The sequence below is a fragment of the Methylobacterium sp. WCS2018Hpa-22 genome (assembly GCF_031843785.1).
In the GTDB taxonomy this organism is placed as follows: domain Bacteria; phylum Pseudomonadota; class Alphaproteobacteria; order Rhizobiales; family Beijerinckiaceae; genus Methylobacterium.
In genome coordinates, this window is record NZ_JAVTJA010000002.1 from 145,690 (window position 1) to 165,677 (window position 19,988).

A 19,988-nucleotide genomic window follows, 5' to 3' on the forward strand; every position below is an offset into this window, starting at 1 on the left:
GGCGCCGGACCAGCGCTTCCCTCAGCGACCGGGAAGTCTCGGCACCTTCAGGCCGCGCTCTTCCGGCGTCGGCTTGCAGATATAGGAGAACTCCGTCTGCAGGTCGGAGAAGACGGCTTCCCCAGTGATCTTGCAATTCTCTCGGGCGGTCTCGTCGAGGAAGGTGCGGGCCGCCTCGCGCAGGCGCTTGGCGCGGGTCTCCGCCGGGCCGCCCTGCCCGTCATAGCGCTCGTCGATGCCGCACCCCGTGATCTCCCGCAATCCATCGGAGACGACGAGCATCTTGTTCACGCGGCGCTGGTCGTAGACGGAATACGGGTCCTTGCAGCCGATCGTGACGATCTGGACGCCCACAGCGGCGTAGTTCTTCGACAGATAGGAGAAACCGGTGCAGCCGGAGACTCCCAAAGCGAGCGTGACCGCGACGGCCAGAATTCCGGTGGTCCGGTTCAACGTCGTCGCGCTCCGCTCAAGCCATCGATCAAGGGATCGCATTGAAGCGCGACGGAGACCACGGTCAAGCCTCCGCCGGACACACAAAGCACCATTCCACCAGATCGCGCGGCTTATGCCACGCCTCGGTGAGCCTGCCGCATCGGTCAGGCTCACCGAGATCCGGCGTCATTCGGCGGCCGCCGCGAGGTAGCGGGCCGGGTCGTAGTTGAGGATGGGGCCGAGCCAGCGCTCCACCTCGCGCAGGTCCATGCCCTTGCGAAGCGCATAATCCTCCACCTGATCGCGCTCCACCTTGGCGACGCCGAAGTAATGCGCTTCCGGGTGGGCGATGTAGAGGCCGGAGACCGACGAGCCGGGCCACATGGCATAGCTCTCGGTGAGCTTCACGCCGATGCGCGACTCGGCCTTGAGCAGGTCGAACAGGGTGACCTTCTCGGTATGGTCGGGCTGCGAGGGATAGCCGGGTGCCGGGCGGATACCGGCATATTCCTCGCGCACGAGATCTTCGGGGCCGAAGGTCTCGTCGGCGGCATAGCCCCAGAACTCCTTGCGCACACGTTCGTGCATGCGCTCGGCCAGCGCCTCGGCGATGCGGTCGGCGAGCGCCTTGACCAGGATCGAACGGTAATCGTCATTGGCCCGCTCGAAGCGCTCGGCGATCCGCACCTCTTCCAGGCCGGCCGTGACCACGAATCCGCCGACGTAATCGCCGATGCCCGTCTCCTTCGGCGCTACGAAATCGGACAGGCAGGTATTGGCGCGCCCGTCGCGCTTCGACAATTGCTGGCGCAGACCGTGGAAGGTCGCAAGTTTTTCGGAGCGGCTCTCGCCGGTATAGAGCGCGATGTCGTCGCCCACCGAATTTGCCGGCCAGAAGCCGATGATCGCCTTCGGGTTGAACCAGCGCTCGTCGACGATCTGCTTCAGCATCTCCTGCGCGTCGTCGAACAGGGCCTTGGCGGCGGGACCCTGGTTCGGGTCCTCGAAGATCGCCGGGTAGCGGCCCTTGAACTCGTAGGTCTGCAGGAACGGCGTCCAGTCGATATACGGCACGAGGTCGGCGACCTCGTAGGAGGAATAGACCCGCACGCCGGTGAAGCTCGGCTTCGTTGGACGGTAACCCGACCAGTCGATCTTGAACGGGTTGGCGCGAGCTTTGGCGAGTGGCAGGCGCTGCTTGTCGAGCTCAGAGCGGGCATGCGCGTCCGACACCTTGCGGTACTCGGCCTGGATGTTGGCAATGGTGGTGTCCCGCGTCTCCTTCGAGAGCAGGCTCGAGACCACGCCGACCGCACGGCTCGCATCCGTCACGTAGACCGTCTGGCCCCGATTGTATGAGGGGTGGATCTTCACCGCCGTGTGGACGCGGCTGGTCGTGGCGCCACCGATGAGCAGGGGAACCGAAAACCCTTCGCGCTCCATTTCGGCCGCCACGTGAACCATCTCGTCCAGCGAGGGCGTGATGAGGCCGGACAGGCCGACGATGTCGACATTCTCACGCTTGGCCACGTCGAGGATCTTGGCCGCCGGCACCATCACGCCCAGATCGATGATCTCGTAATTGTTGCAGGCCAGCACGACGCCGACGATGTTCTTGCCGATGTCGTGGACATCGCCCTTCACCGTCGCCATCAGGATCTTGCCGGCGGCCTGGCGCTTGCCGTCGCCGCCATTGGCGAGCTTCTCGGCCTCCATGAAGGGTTCGAGATAGGCCACCGCCTGCTTCATCACGCGGGCGGACTTCACCACCTGCGGCAGGAACATCTTGCCCGAGCCGAACAGGTCGCCGACCACGTTCATGCCGGCCATCAGCGGGCCTTCGATGACGTGGAGCGGACGTTCGACGCCGAGGCGCGCCTCTTCGGTGTCGACGAGGATGTACTCGGTGATCCCGTTGACCAGGGCATGCTCGATGCGCTTCGCCACCGGAGCCTCGCGCCAGGACAGATCGGCCGCCTTGGCCTGGACGCCGCCGCCGGACTTGAAGCGCGCGGCCGCATCGAGCAGCCGGTCGGTGGAATCGTCGCGGCGGTTGAGGACGACGTCCTCGCACAGCTCGCGCAGCTCGGCCGGAAGCTCGGCGTAGATCGCCAGCTGGCCGGCATTCACGATGCCCATATCCATGCCGACCTGGATCGCATGGTACAGGAACACCGCATGCATCGCCTCGCGCACGGGCTCGTTGCCTCGGAAGGCGAAGCTGAGATTCGAGATGCCGCCCGAGATATGGGCGTGGGGCAGAGTCTCGCGGATGGTCTTGGTCGCCTCGATGAAGGCGACACCGTAGCCGTTATGCTCCTCGATGCCGGTGGCGACGGCAAACACGTTCGGATCGAAGATGATGTCTTCCGGCGGGAAACCGACCTCTTCGGTCAGGACCTTGTAGGCCTTGGTGCAGATCTCGACCTTGCGCTCGTAAGAATCGGCCTGGCCCTGCTCGTCGAAGGCCATGACCACCACGGCGGCGCCGTAGGAGCGGCACACCTTGGCGTCACTGATGAACTTCTCGACGCCCTCCTTCATGGAGATCGAGTTCACGATCGCCTTGCCCTGGACGCATTTGAGCCCAGCCTCGATGACGTGGAATTTCGAGGAATCGATCATCACCGGCACGCGGGCGATGTCGGGCTCGGCGGCGACGAGATTGAGGAACTCGACCATCGCCTTCTCGGAATCGAGCAGGCCCTCGTCCATGTTGATGTCGATGATGCTGGCGCCCGCCGCCACCTGATCGCGCGCCACGTCGAGGGCGGCCGCGTAGTCGCCGGCGGTGATGAGCTTGCGGAATTTGGCCGAGCCGGTGACGTTGGTGCGCTCGCCAACATTCACGAAGGGGATCTCCTTCGTCAGCGTGAAGGGCTCGAGGCCCGACAGGCGCATCAGGCGGGGCACCTCCGGGATCGCGCGGGGCTTCACGCCCTCCACCGCCTGCGCGATGGCGCGGATATGATCCGGGGTGGTGCCGCAGCAGCCGCCGACCATGTTGACGAGGCCGGCGGTGGCGAACTCACCCACCAGCCTGCCCATGGCTTCGGGGCTCTCGTCATAGAGGCCGAATTCGTTGGGAAGACCCGCATTCGGATAGGCGCAGACCAGGGTGTCGGCGATGCGCGACAGTTCCGAGATGTGGCCGCGCATCTCCTTGGCGCCGAGCGCGCAATTCAGCCCGATGGTGAGGGGGCTGGCATGCCGCAGCGCGTTCCAGAACGCCTCCGGGGTCTGGCCCGAAAGGGTGCGGCCGGAAAGATCTGTGATCGTGCCTGAGATCATGATCGGCAGGACCATGCCGCGCTCCTCGAACACCGCCCAGGCGGCAGCGACCGCCGCCTTGGCGTTGAGCGTGTCAAAGATGGTCTCGATCAGGATCAGTTCGGCGCCGCCATCCATCAGGCCGCGCACCTGCTCCATGTAGGCGGTCTTGACCCCATCGAAGGTCACGGCCCGGTAACCGGGATTGTTCACGTCCGGCGAGATCGACAGGGTGCGGTTCGTCGGGCCGATGGCGCCGGCCACGAAGCGGCGGCGGCCATCCTGCTTCTCGGCCAGTGTGGCGGCCTCGCGGGCGAGGCGCGCGCCTTGCGCATTCAACTCGTGGACGATCGATTCCATGCCGTAATCGGCCTGGGCGATGGTGGTGCCCGAGAAGGTGTTGGTTTCGCAAACGTCGGCCCCGGCCAGGAAATAGTCGAGGTGGATCTGCCGGATCGCGTCGGGCTGCGTCAGGATCAGAAGGTCGTTGTTGCCCTTCTGGTCGTGCGCGTGATCGAGGAAGCGCCCCCCGCGAAAATCCGCCTCGCCGTAGCCGAGGCGCTGGATCACGGTGCCCATCGCCCCGTCGAGGACGAGGATTTTTTCCGCTGCCCGCTGGCGCAGGGCGGTTTCGATCTCTTTTCCGTCAACGGGGCGGAGGTCTGTCATGGGGTCTCTCAAGTTCCGTCGCAGATGATCCCCCTCCCCCTTGTGGGGAGGGGTCAGGGGTGGGGGTGGCCGCGAAGATGTCGCGCCGTATCCGACACCACCCCCACCTCCAGCTCCTCCCCACAAGGGGGAGGAGTGGCCCCCGTCCAAGGGTCGTTCAGGCCGCCTTCGCCGCCGCGACCTTCGGCGCCTGCGCGCGCAGGCCGAGGAGATGGCAGATGGCATAGACGAGGTCGGAGCGGTTCATCGAGTAGAAATGGAAGTCGTTGACCCCCTCGTCCACCAGATCGAGCACCTGCTCGGCCGCCACCGCCGCCGCGATCAGCCGGCGGGTATCGACATCGTTGTCCAGCCCCTCGAACCGGGCGGCCAGCCAGTACGGCACCGAGGCGCCGGTGCGGCGGGCGAAATTGGCGGATTGCTTGAAGTTCTGCACCGGCAGGATGCCGGGGATGATCGGGATCTCGATCCCCGCCGCCCGTACCTTCTCCACGTATCGGAGATAGACGTCGTTCTCGAAGAAGAACTGCGTGATCGCCTGGTCGGCCCCCGCATCGACCTTGGCCTTCAGCGCATCGATATCGGCATCGAGCGTGGCGGCCTCGGGATGCTTCTCGGGATAGGCCGAGACCGAGACCTTGAAGTCGCCGATGCGCTTGATGCCCGCCACCAGATCGCTGGTCCTGGCATAGCCGCCGGGATGCGGACGATAGGCGGTGCCGACGCCGTCCTGCGGGTCGCCGCGCAGGGCCACGATGTGGCGTACCCCGGCATCCCAATAGGATTGCACGACTTCGTCGATCTCCTCGCGGGTGGCGTCCACGCAAGTGAGATGGGCGGCGGGCTTGAGGCTCGTCTCCTTGATCATCCGCGCCACGGTGTTGTGGGTGCGCTCGCGGGTGGAGCCGCCAGCCCCATAGGTCACCGAGACGAATTTCGGCTGGAGCGGGGCGAGCCGCTCGATCGACGACCACAGGACCTTCTCCATCTCGTCGGTCTTCGGCGGGAAGAACTCGATGGAGACCTGGATCGGACGGTAGCCGTCGCGGCTGGCGCGGTGATGGGAAGCGGTGGGCATCGGGTCGTCCTCAAGATCTTTCGGTTCAGACGTGTGTCGTCGAGGCGGGAATCCGTGGCGGCCGGTCAGGCCACCGCGCGCTCCGCCTCGGAAGCAAGGGTCGGCTCGGCCGCCGAGGCGGCGAGCCAGAGGGTCACGGTGAGCTGGTGCCCGCTCTCGTCGGCCGGGGCGAGATGGCGTGTCGCCACCATGCCGAGCCCGGCATCGGCGAGCCAGCCCGTCACCTGCTCGGCGGCGAAGCCGAGGCGGCGATGGGCCTGCTCCTCGCGCAGGAATTCGAGATCGTGCGGCGCGAAATCCACCACGAGAAGCCGGCCTCCGGGGGCCACGAGCCGTGCCGCCTCGCGGAGCGCACGGGCGGGGTCGTCGAGATAATGCAGGACCTGATGCACCACGACGAGGTCGAAGCTGCCACGGCCGAAGGGCGGTGCATGGATGTCACCCTGGCGCAGGTCCACGCCCGACAGGCCGGCCCGCTCCAGATTGGCGCGGGCGACGGAGAGCATGGCATGGCTCGAATCGAGCCCCGTGGCGCGGGAGGCCCTGGGGGCGAGAAGTCCGAGCATCCGCCCCGTGCCGGTGCCGAGATCGATCAGGCTCCGCACCGGGCGCGATCCGAGGGCGTCGATCACCGCCGCCTCCACAATCGCCTCCGGCACGTGGAGGGAGCGGAGCTGGTCCCATTTCGGGGCGAGGCGGGCGAAGAAGCTCTGCGCGGCATCCGCGCGCTGGGCCCGCACGCCCTCCAACCGAGCCCGATCCTCGGACAGGGGCGGGCTTGACCGGTCGAGCCCGCCGACCAGGGGCTCCACCAGACCGGTCCTCGCCTCGATGAGACGGAAGAACGCCCAGGCCCCCTCGCGGTGCCGCTCCACCAGACCCGCCTCGACGAGAAGCTTGAGATGGCGCGAGATGCGCGGCTGCGACTGGCCGAGAATGTCGGTGAGATCGGAGACCGACAATTCCCCCTGCATCAACAGAGCGAGGATGCGCAGGCGCGTCTCTTCCGCGGTGGCGCGCAGCACACCGAGGGCATCGGAGAAAGGAAGGACGAGTGTCGCCTTGGCGCTCTCTTGAGACATAAAGATATCTTTATGTTCGATCCGGGCACATGGCAAGGGGAAACGGCGGCTGGCCGGAGGCATGAGAGAAACAGGCGTGGGCGACGATGCCGGGAGGGGAGCGTTCCGGGCGATCTGCCGATATGGTCGGCTCAAGAAGTCCCTTTTCGATTCCGGAACAACAGAAACGCCCCCGCGTGACCCAGCCGAATTCTCGTCCCCCGATCCGTTTCCGTGGCCGCTCCTTCATGGCCCTGGTGCTGGCCCCCTCGGCACCGGTGCATGACTGGCTCGAAGACCTCGACGCGCTGGCCCGGCGCTCCCCCGCCTTCTTCGTGGGGCGCCCGGTGATCCTCGACGTGTCCGGCCTCGGCCTCGACCGGGCGGACCTCACCGCCCTGGTCTCCGAGCTCAAGGCCCGCGACGTCACCGTGATGGGGATCGAGGGGGCCAAATCCGGCAGCCTCGGCGAGGGGCTGCCCCCCGCCCCGGCCGGCGGGCGGCCGGTGGACGAGGTCGCCACGCCGGACGCGCCCGCGCCGACGCAGGTGGAGGCGCCGCGCCCCGCCCGATCTCTGATCCTCGACCAGCCGGTCCGGTCGGGCCAGACCATCCTGCATCTCGAAGGCGACATCACCATCATGGGATCGGTGGCCTCCGGGGCGGAAGTGATCGCCGGCGGCTCGATCCATATCTATGGAGCGCTGCGGGGGCGGGCGATCGCCGGGGCCTCCGGCAATCCCGATGCCCGCATCACCTGCCGCAAGTTCGAGCCGGAACTGCTCGCCATCGACGGTCTCTACCGGACGGCCGACGATCTCGGGCCGGACCGCCGGGGCCAACCGGCGCAGATCCGCCTGGAAGGCGATGCGATCAAGGTCGCCGCGCTGGAGTAGCGCCGACACAGGAACCCGGGATCGCAGGATTATAGGGTCACAGGATCACAGAAAGCCGGCTCGTTAACCAAGCGGTAACCATAAGGACCGTCAATGGTTCGGTAAGGAATCGCGAGAGCCCGTGACACACGCCCCTCCATCCCGCCGATCCGTGACGCTACGAGGCCGTGCCTTCAAGGCACTCGTCCTGGCTCCGGAAGCTCCGCTTCCCGATTGGTTCGCCGATCTGGACGCCTCGCTGAAGCGGTCGCCGACCCTGTTCGACGGCCGCCCCCTCATCCTCGACATCGCGGCGCTCGGGTCTGACCCGGACGTGGTGGGCAAGCTGCTGGCCGATCTCGGCACCCGCCGCATCCGCATCCTCGGCATCGAGGGCGCGGAAGCCACGCTCTCGGGCAAGACCTTGCTCGACGGCATCGCCCTCCCCCCGCTTCTGGTGGCGGGACGGCCGGCGACCAGCATCGAGATCCCGGGCGATGCCGAGCCCGAGACCACCTCCCTCATGATCGAAGGGTCGGTCCGTTCCGGCCAGTCCATCGTGCATCCGACCGGTGACGTCACCGTCATGGGTTCGGTCGCCTCCGGCGCCGAGATCCTCGCCGGCGGCTCGATCCACGTCTACGGCGCATTGCGGGGGCGCGCCATCGCCGGCGCCGCCCGCAACCCCCGCGCCCGCATCTACTGCCGCAAGTTCGAGCCCGAATTGCTCGGGATCGATCGCCTCGTCCGCACGGCCGAAGACATGGGCACGACCCTGCGCGGGAAACCCGTGCAGATCTGGCTCGATAGCGGCTCCATCAAAATGGCAACCTTGGATTAAGGAGAGATACGAACATGGCCAAGGTTCTGGTCGTTACTTCGGGCAAGGGCGGCGTCGGCAAGACGACCACCACAGCGGCTCTCGGCGCAGCACTCGCGCAGGCCGGACAGAGCGTCGCCGTCGTCGATTTCGACGTCGGCCTGCGTAACCTCGACCTCGTGATGGGCGCCGAGCGGCGCGTGGTCTACGACCTCATCAACGTGGTCAACGGCGACGCCAAGCTCAACCAGGCACTGATCCGCGACAAGCGGCTCGAGAACCTGTCGCTGCTGCCCGCCTCGCAGACCCGCGACAAGGACGCCCTGACAGACGAGGGCGTCGCCAAGGTGATGGAAGAGCTGCGCGAGAAGTTCGACTGGGTGATCTGCGATTCCCCGGCCGGCATCGAGCGCGGAGCCACCCTGGCCATGCGCCACGCCGACCTCGCCGTCGTCGTCACGAACCCGGAAGTCTCCTCGGTCCGCGATTCCGACCGGATCATCGGCCTTCTCGATTCGAAGACCCTGAAGGCCGAGCGCGGCGAGGTGATGGAGAAACACCTCATCCTCACCCGCTACGACCCCGCCCGCGCCGATCGCGGCGACATGCTGAAGGTCGACGACGTGCTCGAGATCCTCTCGATCCCGCTGCTCGCCATCATCCCCGAGAGCCTGGAAGTGCTGCGCGCCTCCAATGTCGGCTGCCCGGTGACGATGAACAACCCGCTCAGCGCCCCGGCCCGGGCCTATATCGATGCCGTCCGCCGCCTCAAGGGCGATACCGTGCCGATGACCGTGCCGTCCGACAAGAAGTCTCTCCTCAACAAGCTGTTCACCCGGAGGGCGGCATGAGCCTGCGCAACCTCTTCAGCAAACGCGCCTCGGCCCCCACGGCCCGCGACCGTCTCCAGCTGATCCTGGCCCACGAACGGGCCGGGGCCGGCGGCTCCGACCTGGTGATGCTCCTGCGGGAGGAGATCCTCGCCGTCATCGCCAAGCACGTCACGGTGGAGCGGGACAAGGTCCAGATCCGCCTGGAACGGGGCCAGGACATGTCGACCCTTGGGGTCGACATCGAACTCCCGGTCACGGCTCCGGCCAAGGCCGCCCCGGCAGCGGCCAAGCCGTCCAAGGCCAAGCGCGCCGCCGCGTGAGGGTCCGCCGTCAGCCGATGAACAGGCCGGCGATGGTCGCACTCGTCAGGTTCGACAACGTACCAGCCAGGATCGCACGCATTCCATAGCGTGCGATCTCGGACCTCCTCTCGGGGACGAGGCTCGCCAGACTCGCGAGCTGGATCGCGATGGAGGCCAGATTGGCGAAGCCGCACAGGGCGAAGCACAGGATGGCCGTCGTCCGGGCATCGAGCGTGCCGGCCTTGAGCACCGGCGAGAGCTGGGCATAGGCCAGGAACTCGTTGAAGGCGATCTTCTGCCCGATGGCACCGCCGACCAGACCCGCCTCGCTCCAGGGCACGCCCATGAGCCAGGCCAGCGGCGCGAAGGCGAGCCCGAGCACGCCCTCGATGCTGAGAGACGGATAGCCGACCAGTCCGCCGCCCCATCCGGCAATGCCGTTGAGAAGGGCGATGAGCCCGGTGAAGGCGATCAGCATGGCGCCCACCGAGACCGCGATGACGAGGCCCTTCTGCGTGCCGTCGGCCGCCGCCTCGATGAGGTTCACCGCCCGCGTCTCGGCGAATTCCACCCGCATCGTCGTCACGCGCGTCGGCTCCGTCGAGGGCATCAGGATCTTGGCGTAGAGAAGCCCGCCGGGAATCGCCATGACACCGGCGGCCAGCAGATACTCCATCGGCACACCCAAGGCGGCGTAGCCGGCCAGGATCGATCCGGCGGTGGACGCGGCCCCGCTCGACATGACGGCGAACAATTCGGCCCCGGTCAGCAGGATCAGGAATGGCCGCAGGGCCACGGCAATCTCGCTCTGGCCGATGACGATGGTGATGACGGCCGAGAAGGTCTCGATGGGCGAGGTGCCGAGCGCCCGCTGAAGTCCCGCGCCGATGAGGCGGGCCAGGGTCTGCATCACCCTCAGATGATACAGGATCGCGATCAGCGCCGAGACGTAGAGGATCTGCGGCAGCACCCGCAGGGCCAGGATGAAGCCGCTGCCGCCGAAGAGTTCGAACATGCGCGGCTCGACGAGGCCGCCGAACAGGAACAGGACCCCGCGATCGCCATAAGCCAGAATTGTCTGGACGAGGGTGGAGGCCGCGTCGAGGACCTGCCGCCCCACGGGCACGAACAGCACGACCGCGCCGATCGCGATCTGCAGGGCAAGGGCCGAGATGACGGTCCGGGGTCGGATCGCCCGGCGGTTGGTGGAGAACAGGATCGCGATCGCGAGGAGCAGCGCGAGGCTCGCGCCGGCATGGAGCAGTCGCTCGGTCATCGTGCCCCCTCTTTCGGCCCGAGAGGAGCAAGGGCGATGCCGGGACGGGCGCACGTCATGTGGGGGTTCATCCGGAACGGGAGGACGTCCGGCGTGTTGACCGTCAAGCTGCGCCGTAATGCGGCGCATAACCGGTTTGAAGGGATACAGCCATGAGCCTCATCGGACGCCTCGTCACCAAGCTTCTCGGCAACGACAACCGCCCCGTCGTCCGCGACGACCGCAACTACGATTCGAGCAACCCGATCGGCCGCCTCGTGACGAAGATCCTGCGGAAGTAAGCTCGACGAACATCTCCTCTCCTCGCACGCGGGGAGAGGGGCTACGAAGTTCACATGGTTCGAGGGCTGCGCGGCTCTCCTCCCCCTTGTGGGGAGGAGTTGGAGGTGGGGGTGGTTGGGCGACCCTCCTGCTGCTTCGGAGGCAGGCGGAGCCACCCCCACTCCTAACCTCTCCACACAAGGGGGAGAGGGACGCGCTCTGCTTGGGAAAAGCAGTTGTGTGAATCCCAGGAAGCACGGGGGAGAGGAGTGACGGCGGATTCGTTCGGGCCTGAGGGCGATACGCGTCAGCTCTATCCCAACGCGAAACCTCTCGTCCTCACGCCGCCTTGCGTTTTCCCTTCTTCTCCCGGCCCTGCCCCGGCGCGGTCTTGCCGGTCTTCGACCGGTCGAGGACGAAGCGGGCGTAATCGTCCATGTCGCCGGCGAAGGGCTTCACCGTCCGGTCGGCGGCGAGCCAGAGGCGGTCGGCCACCAGTTCCATCAGCGAACGGTCGTGGGTGATGAGGATGACGGCGCCGCCGTAATCGTTCAGCGCGTCGAGCAAGGCCCGGCGGCTGTCGATGTCGAGATGGTTCGTCGGCTCGTCGAGGATGAGCAGGTGGGGTGCCTGCATCGCCACGAGATTGAGCAGGAGTCTCGCCCGCTCGCCACCCGAGAGCGCGTCGACCGTGGTCTCCTGCTTGTCGAAGGCGAGGCCGAAACTGGCGAGCTTCGCGCGGCGCCCGGATTCGCTGTCGTCCGGCCGCTCGCGGCGGATGATGTCGAGGGGCGTGTCCTTCGGGTCGAGGGCTTCGATCTGGTGCTGGTGAAACCAGCCGACCTGCACCCGGCCCTCGCGCACCATGCGCCCGTCCCGCACCTTCAGGGCGCCGGCTGCCATCTTGGCGAAGGTCGACTTGCCGGCGCCGTTCACGCCCAGCAATCCGATCCGATCATCGACGTCGAGGGTCAGGTTGAGGTCGCGCAGCACCGGCTCGTCATTGCCATAGCCGATGGTGGCATCGGTGAGATGCATCAGCGGCGGCGCCAGCGGACGCTTCGGCGAAGGCAGGTGGAACGGGGCCACATGCTCCTCGATGGTGGTGGAGATCGGCTCCATCTTGGCGAGACGCTTCATGCGCGACTGGGCCTGCGCCGCCTTGGAGGCCGACGCCTTGAACCGGTCGACGAAGCTCTGCAAATGAGCGCGCTCGGCGTCTTGCTTCATCTTGGTCGAGGCCTGCAGCCGTGCCTTCTCGGCCCGGCGCTTCTCGAAATCGTCGTAACCGCCGGTATAGAGTTCGAGCTTGCCGTTGGCGACGTGAAGGATCGCGTCCACCGAGTTGTTCAGAAGCTCGCGGTCGTGGCTGATGATGAGCGCCGAATGCGGATAGCGCTTCAGCCGCGCCTCCAGCCAGAGGGCGCCTTCCAGATCGAGGTAGTTGGTGGGCTCGTCGAGGAGCAGCATGTCCGGCTCGGCGAAGAGCGCGGCGGCCAGCGCCACGCGCATGCGCCAGCCGCCGGAGAATTCCGACATCGGCCGGGTCAGGTCCTCCACCGAGAAGCCGAGGCCGGCGAGGATCTCGCCCGCCCGGGCCGGCGCCCGGTCGGCGTCGATCTCGATCAGCCGGCCGTAGATCTCGCCCATGCGCTCGGGCTCGGCGGTCTCCAACTCGAGGTTCAGGGCCTCGCGCTCGATATCCGCGGCCAGGATGGTGTCGATGAGGGTGACGGGTGTCGCCGGATGCTCCTGATCGACGGAGGCGACGCGGGCATTCTTCGGCAGCAGGATCACGCCGCTATCGGGCTGGAATTCGCCGAGAATGATCTTGAACAGGGTCGACTTGCCGACACCGTTGCGGCCGACGAGCCCGACCTTCGATCCGGGCGGGACGGCCACGCTCGCGCGGTCGAAGAAGCGCCGGCCCCAGGCGCTGAAAGTGAGGTCTTCGATCTGGATCATGGGTCAACGGCCAAACGCAGGGGAGATGCGGGCCGGTGGCCACACGGGAGGATGTTCATCCTCCTATCGCAGTGCAGCAACGAGCGCGAGAGCGGGCCGCGCAGGGCACCACCCCACCGGGGGATGGTGCCGGCCGGTCAGTTCCGCGCGGCGCCGGCGGCGATCGCCTTGACGAGGGGAGCGGTGGGGACGTTCTTCTGCCAGAAGCTTCCGGTCCGTCCGGTCTCGCGCCCTCTCTCGTAGAGCTGGCGCATGTAGCCGGTGTCGAAGCCCCGCGCCGTTGTCGTGTTCGGCGCGGCCTCGTCGATATAGGTGAGGTTGAAGCCCATGCCGCTGCCGCGGGTGAAGGCGTAGGTGGCGGCCAGGGTGGCGCGGCTGCGCGCCCGGCTCGCGGTGGTGAAGGAGCGCTCGACGATGGACAGCGTGTTGTTCTGCGCCACGTCGAATTCCGGCTCGAGACGTCCGTTGATGATGACGTAGATGTCGGTCTTGCCCGCCGTCCGCAGGCGGTTGTCCCGCAGCAGGAACGATTGCGGGAGGGTGAAGACCGGCGTCACCACCGACCCGTCCACATGCATCTCCTGAAAGGCCCTGCCCTCGGCCTGCACGTCGAGGAGCTGGGGCGGGAACACGGCCGGGATGCTGGCGGAGGCCGTGAGCACATCCGTGAACAGCGAGACGGCATTGGGACCGCCATTGGCCGCGATGGCGCCCATGTTCCAGATGACGGCGCGCTGGGAATCGAGGTTCGTCGTCACCACGAGGAGGCGGCGGCCCTTGGCGTGCTGCTCGGCGATGGCGGCGAGCAGGTCAGGCGTCACGTAGCGGCGCACGAGATCGCGCAGGCGGCCATCCCCGAACAGGCCCGATCCGAACACGATGTTGGCCACGCTCGGCGATTGGACCAGGGTCGAGGCGACGCCGCTCGTATAGATGTCGGTGAGGGTGGAATCGTAGGCCGGCCCGAGGAAGGCGAAGGGCGCGATCAGCGCGCCGGTGCTGACACCGGAGACGAGGGCGAATTCGGGCCGCTTGCCGGATTCCGACCAGCCGTTGAGGATGCCGGCGCCGTAGGCTCCGTCACCGCCGCCGCCCGACAGGGCGAGGTAGGCGAAGGCGCGCTTCGAGCGCTCCGGCCGTGCTACCATCTCGGTGAAGGTGCTCTCCGACGCGTCGGCATAGGCACGCACGCTGAGATCCATGCCGGAAGGAACCGCGGCGGCGGCTTGATCGGCGGTGTAGGCCACGCGCGGGATCGAGCCGCAGGCGGCCAATTGCGCGGCCACCGCGAGCGCGGCCGCGCCCTTGACCCATCCGAACCGGCGAGATGTCGACATGACGGGATGATCCTGGCGTTCGACCGGCAACGGAGCAGTCAAGCTCGACCATAACGAGCTTGACCATTCTACCGTTCCGGGGTTCGGCGGGCAATCATCGCTCCCCCGGTCGTGCCGAAACGTTGAGCACGTGATGGAACAGCAACGGTTATCCCGCCGTGTTCAGGCACACGCTCCGTAAGAAATGCATCAAAAGAGGGGAAACAGAACCAAAAGACGAAGCTTGTCGATTGAAAGACGTACTCTATGTCGTTGACCTCAGCTCATAACGGCTTTGTCGCCAAACTTTCGCGCGTCATGACGGATCGATGCGGATCCTCGTGATACTGAAGGCAACCTTGTCGTGACTGACGACATTTGCTCTGGCCGCGAGACGCGCCGGTCAGCACAGGAAGGCAAAATGGAACCGGACGACGCCTGGCACCTCACCGACCGATTGGGGGCCGAGCACGGCAGGGGCGATCCTTTCGCGGCGGCCATCCGCGCGACGCGCATGGCGATGCTGATCACCGACCCTCGGCAGGATGACAATCCCATCGTCTTCGTCAACGATGCGTTTCTCAAGATGACCGGCTACAGCCGGCCCGAGATCATGGGCCAGAATTGCCGCTTCCTGCAGGGTGAGCAGACGGATCCCGGCACCGTGCGCAAGATCCGTGACGCGGTCACGGCCAAACGCGACATCGCCGTCGACATCCTCAATTATCGCAAGGACGGCACCCAGTTCTGGAACGCGCTGTATGTCAGCCCGGTGATCAACGACGACGGCGAGACGGTGTATTTCTTCGCCTCGCAGCTCGACGTCTCGGACCGGATCGACACGCTCATGCAGACGCGCAACGAAAGACTGCATTTCGAGCGCGAGGTGCAGAAGCGCACGAAAGAGCTGACCGAAGCGCTGGCCGCCAAGACGATGCTGGTCCACGAGGTGGACCACCGGGTGAAGAACAACCTCCAGATGATCGCCTCGCTGCTCACCCTGCAGACGCGGACGATCACCGACCCCGATGCGAAGGCGTCGCTCAAATCCATGCTGGCCCGCGTCGAAGCCCTCGGCACGGTGCACAAGCGCCTCTACCAGTCCAACGACGTCCAGCGTTTCGACGTCGCCGCCTTCGCGCGCGAACTCGCCGTCGATCTGGTGCGTGGCTCCGGGCGGCAGGGGATCGAGCTCGATTTCGACCTCGTTCCCGTCGAGGTCGCCGTCGAACATGCGCCGCCGGTCGCCCTCGTCATGAACGAGCTGCTCACCAACGCACTGAAACACGCGTTCCCGCGCGATGCCACAGGCCAGCTGTCGCTTTCGGTGAAGCCCGAGGGCGACATGATCCGTATCACGATCGCCGATGACGGGATCGGCATGCCGCCGGACGTGGCTCGAGACCGGACTTTCGGGAAACGCCTGATCGAGAGCCTTGTGCGCCAGCTGAATGCCGCTATCGCTTGGCATCAGGCCGAGCCCGGGACGCGGATCGAGATCCGCCTCCCCCGCGACGGGACCGGCAACAGGAACGCACCGTGAGTGAACCTCTGCGGATCGTCGTCGTCGAAGACGAAGCCCTGATCGTGATGCAGCTCGAAATGCTGCTGGAAGAAGCCGGACACGAGGTCGTGGGCACGGCGGTCTCCGCGAGCGACGCCATCGCGGTGGCCCGGCGGACGCGGCCCGACATCGTCCTCATCGACTTGCAACTCAAGGGCGGCTCGTCAGGTCTCGACGTGGCCAGGAATCTGGCCGACGAGCCGACGATGACCCTGGTCTTCCTCACCGCGAATGCCAGCCGCTTTCACGACGACTTCGCCGGTGCGGTGGCGGTGATCGCCAAGCCGTTCTCGGAAGCGGTCATCGGGGACACGATGATCTTTCTCGAGGAATGTATCCGAACCCCGCCGCCGGTCACCACCCTGCCCCTCGGCCTTCGGCTCGCGCCGGGTTATCTCGCCAGTCTCGGCGCCTGATCCCTCGGTGTTTCCGCGTCAGGCGGCCCTCTCGGCACAGGACAGCCTCGCGATGACGCCCGGCAGGTCCCGCGCCGAAACAGGCTTGCTGAAGAAGTAGCCCTGGACCTCGCCGCATCCCTCCGCTCGCACCAGATCGAGCTGGGCACGGGTCTCCACGCCCTCCGCCGTGATCGTGGTCCCCCGACGCTCGCCGAGCCCGACGATGGCGCGAACGATGGCGGCCGTGTCCGCATCGGCGATCTCGCGGATGAAGGAACGGTCGATCTTGATCTTGTCGAAGGGGAATTGCCGCAGATAGCTGAGGGACGAATAGCCCGTCCCGAAATCATCGAGTGCGATCCGGACGCCGAGGTAGCGCAGGCGGTGCAGGCAGCCGATCACCGCCTCGGTATCCTGGATCAGGACGCTTTCGGTGATTTCCAGTTCCAGCCTGTCCGCCGCGAGGCCCGAGGCCGAGAGGGCCATGATCACGCATTGTTCGAGGCCCGGCTCGCGAAACTGCATCGCCGAGACGTTGACCGCGATCCGGGCGGAATGGGTCCATGAGGCGGCTTCCCGGCAGGCCTCGCGCAGGGCCCAGTTGCCCAGATCGATGATCAGACCCGTCTCCTCGGCGATCTCGATGAAGGTGGCGGGCGGGATCATCCCACGGGTGGGATGCGGCCAGCGCATCAGCGCTTCGACGCCGCTCACCGTGTCCGTCTCGAGATCGACCACGGGCTGGTAATGCAGAATGAGGTCGCCGCGCAGCACGGCCTGGCGAAGATCGACCTCGAGCTGAAGCCGCTCCTCGATCGCCGCGTCCATGCCGGCTTCATAGACGCGGAACGTGTTCCGACCGCCGGCCTTGGCGCGATAGAGCGCGAGATCGGCATGCCGCAGGAGAGGGTCGGCCTCGAGCCCGTCGGCCGGCGCGTGGGCGATGCCGATGCTGATCCCGATATTGGCGAGTTGACCGTCCAGCTTGATCGGCTGGGCAATGGAATCGATCACCCTGCGGGCGATCTCGGTGGCCTGGTCACTCCGGTCCAGATCGACCAGGACGATTCCGAATTCGTCGCCTCCGAGGCGGGAGACCAAGTCGCCGGGCTTCACCACGTCGGTCAGGCGCTCGGCGACGACCTTCAGGAGGGTATCGCCCGCCAGATGCCCGAGCGTGTCGTTGATGGCCTTGAACCGGTCGAGGTCGAGACAGAGCACCGCCGTCGCGCAGCCGCCGTTCCGAACCGTCGCGAGTACCTGCTTCAGACGGTCGTGGAACACCGATCTGTTGGGCAGGCCCGTCAGGGCGTCGTGGCGGGCGAGATGGGCGATCCGCTGGTCGGCCTCCTTGCGCGCCGTGATATCGATATAGGTTCCCACGAAACGGATCGGGGCACCGTCGGCGGCGCGGGTGACGACCTTGCCGCGGGCGAGGAGCCAGCTATGGCCGCCGACCTTGTTGCGAACCCGGACCTCGATTTCGAAAGCCGGTAGGCGGCCTTCGAAATGAGCGGTCGCGGCGACGTGGCAAGCCGCCATGTCGTCCGGGTGGATCAGGGACTGTACGTAGCTGAAAGACTTGCCGAATTCACCGGGCTCGTAGCCGAGCATGCTCTGGGAGCGGTCGGAGAACCAGACCGCGCCGGTCTGGAGATCGGCGTCCCACAACCCGTCCCTGCCGCTGTCGAGGGCGAGAGCGAGCCGTTCCTCGCTCACGCGCAGGCGGGCATCGCTGGCCCGGAACGCCTCCTCGGTCTCCTTGCGGGCGGTAATGTCGAGATTCATGCCGACGAAGCGGCAGACCTCGCCCGTCCGCGGATCGAGGACGGCGCGGCCGAACCCCTGGAACCAGCGGCATTCACCGGTCGACGGGTGGAGGGCGCGGAACTCCACCCTGTGATTTGTGCGCGTGGCGATGGCCCGGCGGGCCTCGTTCCGAACCCGGATCACGTCCTCGTCCGGTACGTTGCGCTCCCACTCCTCCATGGTCATCGAAAGGCCGGCGGCCGGATCGGTCTCGTCGAGCGGCAATCCCTGCATCCGCGCGCTTTCCTGGGATTGCCAGACCCGACCCGTGACCAAGTCCCACTCCCAGACCCCTGCCTCCGCCGCGTCCTGCGCCAGACGCAGCAGGTCGCCCGTCCGCTCCAGCGCGATCCTGGCGGTGATGATGTCGTCGATATCGAGGGCCGTGGCGAGCCATCCGGGCGCACCGTCGAGGAGGCGGATCGGACGCTTGCTGACCTTGTGCCAGCGATAGACGCCGTCGGCGCGGCGGATGCGGATCTCGAAATCGTAGTCCTGCCACGCTTTGTGACGGTCGCACACGTCGCCATAGACGCGATCGCGATCGTCGGGGTGGTAGGATTCCACCCGCTCCAGCAGCGAAACGAGGGGCCGTCCGTAATAACGGTCGCAATGGCGGTTGCAGTAGGTGGTGTCGTCCCGATCGTTCGTGATCCAGACCATCTGAGGCAGGAAATCGGCGAGCAGGCGGTAGGACGCCTCGCTCTCGCGCAATGAGCGTTCGGCCATCTGGCGGGCGGTGACGTCGGCGAAGGTGTAGACGGTGCTGCCGTCGGCCAGCGGCACACCGCAGAGTTCGAGGAGGGTCTCGTCCCGCTGCTGGTGCTCGCCGGTGGCGCCCGCTTCGCCGCGTTCGCGTCTCGCCTCGCGGACGCCCCTGTCCAGAACTGCGGGAAGCGTCCCGTCCCGCTCGGCGATGAAGTGGCGGACATCGTCGAACGGCGCGCCGTCGTGCAGCATTCCCGGCGGCAGGTCGAGCAGCAGGTTCAGCCGCTCGTTATGAACCCGGACCCGGTCGTCCATGTCGACCATGACGAGGCCCTCGTCGATGCTTTCCAGGGTGATGCGCAGAAGGTTCGTCGTTTCGCGCAAATGCTGGTCGGAACGGGCCAGTTCGGTGACGTCGAGGCAGATTCCGGAAATGGCACGGATGGCTCCGGTCGGGTCGCGCTCGACGATTCCCCGTTCGGTGACGACCCTGCATTCCCCGCCCGGGCGGATGATGCGCGACCGGTGCTCGTAATCGTCGCGGGCGAAGGCGCCCACCCCCGCCACGGCTTCGTCGAGATGCCAGCGCACACGCTCCCTGTCCTCCGGATGGTAGAAGGCCAGATGCTCGTCGAGGGGAATCCGGGCAGGGTCGACGGGCGCGCGACCGTGGATCCGCGCCATTCCCTCGGACCATTCGACCCGGCCTTCGGGGATGTGGATACGCCAATGTCCGAACCCTGCGATCTCCTCGGCCATGCGCTGGGAGTCCAAGGCGGCCCGGAGAAGCGCTTCACGGCGCGTGAGGATGGACGTCACGCGCTGGCGCTCGCACAGCTCGGCCTCGCGCTCCACATTGGCGTCATGGAGACGCAGATGCCCGGTGACGATGAGGGCGAGGTCCCGCAACTGGAGCAGCTGCTCCTCGGTGAAATCCGGACGCGGCACGGTATCGATCAGGCAGATTGTACCGGCCCGGTGCCCGGGACGATGCGCCAGAGGCATGCCGGCATAGAACCGGGCCTGGAACTCCCCCTTCGCCAGGGGATGATCGGCAAAACGAGGATCGGCGAGGAGATCGCGGATCACGACTGGTCTGTCGGCCTTGCCGGCGATGTGGTGTGAAGTGACCGCATCGTCTCGATCCTGCTCGGCCTCCCCGGTCCCCGGTCCGGCCTTCAGGGGAAGAAAGTCGGTATCGGCGAGGGGAACGAGGACGATCGGAACACGAAATAGAGTGGCCGCAATACGGCACACGGCGTCGAGATGAAACTCGGGGTCACGGTCGATCCATGATGTGGAATCCGGTCCGACAGCGTCCACGCCTTCTTCATCGCCTCGGTCCTGT

General features: G+C 66.6%; 15 protein-coding genes. 7 read left to right on the forward strand and 8 right to left on the reverse strand.

Going from position 1 to position 19,988, the window contains the following annotated elements; genetic code table 11:
* Positions 1-21: 21 nt before the first annotated feature.
* The 4 genes from RQI43_RS03140 to RQI43_RS03155 all read right to left on the reverse strand — a co-directional run bounded on the left by RQI43_RS03140 (position 22) and on the right by RQI43_RS03155 (position 6,534).
* Positions 22-453, reverse strand: coding sequence for a hypothetical protein (locus RQI43_RS03140; RefSeq protein WP_056432068.1), 432 nt, complete (start codon positions 451-453; stop codon positions 22-24).
* Between the two features lie 168 nt (positions 454-621).
* Positions 622-4,374, reverse strand: coding sequence for a methionine synthase (gene metH / locus RQI43_RS03145; protein ID WP_311274185.1), 3,753 nt, complete (start codon positions 4,372-4,374; stop codon positions 622-624).
* A gap of 157 nt (positions 4,375-4,531) precedes the next feature.
* Positions 4,532-5,452: a methylenetetrahydrofolate reductase [NAD(P)H] gene (gene metF, locus RQI43_RS03150; protein WP_056432058.1), complete on the reverse strand. Its 921-nt coding sequence runs from the start codon at positions 5,450-5,452 to the stop codon at positions 4,532-4,534.
* 65 nt (positions 5,453-5,517) lie between these two features.
* The gene (locus RQI43_RS03155; RefSeq protein WP_311274186.1) at positions 5,518-6,534 is read right to left on the reverse strand and encodes a metalloregulator ArsR/SmtB family transcription factor; all 1,017 of its coding nucleotides are present in this window, start codon (positions 6,532-6,534) and stop codon (positions 5,518-5,520) included.
* 176 nt (positions 6,535-6,710) lie between these two features.
* Between RQI43_RS03155 and minC (RQI43_RS03160) the strand changes: the two genes are divergently transcribed.
* The 4 genes from minC (RQI43_RS03160) to minE all read left to right on the forward strand — a co-directional run bounded on the left by minC (RQI43_RS03160) (position 6,711) and on the right by minE (position 9,361).
* Positions 6,711-7,409, forward strand: a complete 699-nt coding sequence (minC, locus tag RQI43_RS03160; RefSeq protein WP_311274187.1) for a septum site-determining protein MinC — start codon at positions 6,711-6,713, stop codon at positions 7,407-7,409.
* A gap of 121 nt (positions 7,410-7,530) precedes the next feature.
* Entirely contained in the window at positions 7,531-8,229 is a 699-nt protein-coding gene (gene minC / locus RQI43_RS03165; RefSeq protein ID WP_056432051.1) for a septum site-determining protein MinC, read from the forward strand.
* A gap of 14 nt (positions 8,230-8,243) precedes the next feature.
* The gene (gene minD / locus RQI43_RS03170) at positions 8,244-9,059 is read left to right on the forward strand and encodes a septum site-determining protein MinD (RefSeq protein WP_018045194.1); all 816 of its coding nucleotides are present in this window, start codon (positions 8,244-8,246) and stop codon (positions 9,057-9,059) included.
* On the forward strand, positions 9,056-9,361 hold the full coding sequence (minE, locus tag RQI43_RS03175) for a cell division topological specificity factor MinE (protein WP_018045195.1): 306 nt from the start codon (positions 9,056-9,058) through the stop codon (positions 9,359-9,361). Before minD ends, minE begins: the two co-directional genes overlap by 4 nt.
* Positions 9,362-9,371: 10 nt before the next feature.
* On the opposite strand, the gene RQI43_RS03180 is transcribed toward minE, so the two are convergent.
* Positions 9,372-10,619, reverse strand: coding sequence for a nucleoside transporter C-terminal domain-containing protein (locus RQI43_RS03180; protein ID WP_311274188.1), 1,248 nt, complete (start codon positions 10,617-10,619; stop codon positions 9,372-9,374).
* Positions 10,620-10,771: 152 nt separating this feature from the next.
* On the opposite strand from RQI43_RS03180, the gene RQI43_RS03185 reads away from it, so the two are divergent.
* Positions 10,772-10,900, forward strand: coding sequence for a hypothetical protein (locus RQI43_RS03185; RefSeq protein WP_018045197.1), 129 nt, complete (start codon positions 10,772-10,774; stop codon positions 10,898-10,900).
* Between the two features lie 319 nt (positions 10,901-11,219).
* On the opposite strand, the gene RQI43_RS03190 is transcribed toward RQI43_RS03185, so the two are convergent.
* Positions 11,220-12,845, reverse strand: coding sequence for an ABC-F family ATP-binding cassette domain-containing protein (locus RQI43_RS03190; protein WP_056432047.1), 1,626 nt, complete (start codon positions 12,843-12,845; stop codon positions 11,220-11,222).
* 137 nt (positions 12,846-12,982) lie between these two features.
* On the reverse strand, positions 12,983-14,182 hold the full coding sequence (locus RQI43_RS03195) for a patatin-like phospholipase family protein (protein ID WP_200919193.1): 1,200 nt from the start codon (positions 14,180-14,182) through the stop codon (positions 12,983-12,985).
* 400 nt (positions 14,183-14,582) lie between these two features.
* On the opposite strand from RQI43_RS03195, the gene RQI43_RS03200 reads away from it, so the two are divergent.
* Together RQI43_RS03200 and RQI43_RS03205 are read left to right on the forward strand one after the other, a co-directional pair.
* Positions 14,583-15,704: a histidine kinase dimerization/phosphoacceptor domain -containing protein gene (locus RQI43_RS03200; RefSeq protein WP_311274189.1), complete on the forward strand. Its 1,122-nt coding sequence runs from the start codon at positions 14,583-14,585 to the stop codon at positions 15,702-15,704.
* Positions 15,701-16,141 carry a response regulator gene (locus tag RQI43_RS03205; RefSeq protein ID WP_056432039.1) on the forward strand — a complete coding sequence of 147 codons (441 nt, stop codon included), beginning with the start codon at positions 15,701-15,703 and terminating at the stop codon, positions 16,139-16,141. Before RQI43_RS03200 ends, RQI43_RS03205 begins: the two co-directional genes overlap by 4 nt.
* 18 nt (positions 16,142-16,159) lie before the next feature.
* Here RQI43_RS03205 and RQI43_RS03210 read toward each other — a convergent pair whose 3' ends face one another.
* Positions 16,160-19,963, reverse strand: a complete 3,804-nt coding sequence (locus RQI43_RS03210) for an EAL domain-containing protein (protein ID WP_311274190.1) — start codon at positions 19,961-19,963, stop codon at positions 16,160-16,162.
* Positions 19,964-19,988 lie beyond the last annotated feature (25 nt).

What these genes read in the sequence shown, in the direction of transcription:
- metH (WP_311274185.1), bottom strand. Translation starts at nt 4,374, where the DNA reads ATGACAGACCTCCGCCCCGTTGACGGAAAAGAGATCGAAACCGCCCTG.
- metF (WP_056432058.1), bottom strand. Translation starts at nt 5,452, where the DNA reads ATGCCCACCGCTTCCCATCACCGCGCCAGCCGCGACGGCTACCGTCCG.
- RQI43_RS03155 (WP_311274186.1), bottom strand. Translation starts at nt 6,534, where the DNA reads ATGTCTCAAGAGAGCGCCAAGGCGACACTCGTCCTTCCTTTCTCCGAT.
- minD (WP_018045194.1), top strand. Translation starts at nt 8,244, where the DNA reads ATGGCCAAGGTTCTGGTCGTTACTTCGGGCAAGGGCGGCGTCGGCAAG.
- minE (WP_018045195.1), top strand. Translation starts at nt 9,056, where the DNA reads ATGAGCCTGCGCAACCTCTTCAGCAAACGCGCCTCGGCCCCCACGGCC.
- RQI43_RS03180 (WP_311274188.1), bottom strand. Translation starts at nt 10,619, where the DNA reads ATGACCGAGCGACTGCTCCATGCCGGCGCGAGCCTCGCGCTGCTCCTC.
- RQI43_RS03185 (WP_018045197.1), top strand. Translation starts at nt 10,772, where the DNA reads ATGAGCCTCATCGGACGCCTCGTCACCAAGCTTCTCGGCAACGACAAC.
- RQI43_RS03190 (WP_056432047.1), bottom strand. Translation starts at nt 12,845, where the DNA reads ATGATCCAGATCGAAGACCTCACTTTCAGCGCCTGGGGCCGGCGCTTC.
- RQI43_RS03195 (WP_200919193.1), bottom strand. Translation starts at nt 14,182, where the DNA reads ATGTCGACATCTCGCCGGTTCGGATGGGTCAAGGGCGCGGCCGCGCTC.
- RQI43_RS03200 (WP_311274189.1), top strand. Translation starts at nt 14,583, where the DNA reads ATGGAACCGGACGACGCCTGGCACCTCACCGACCGATTGGGGGCCGAG.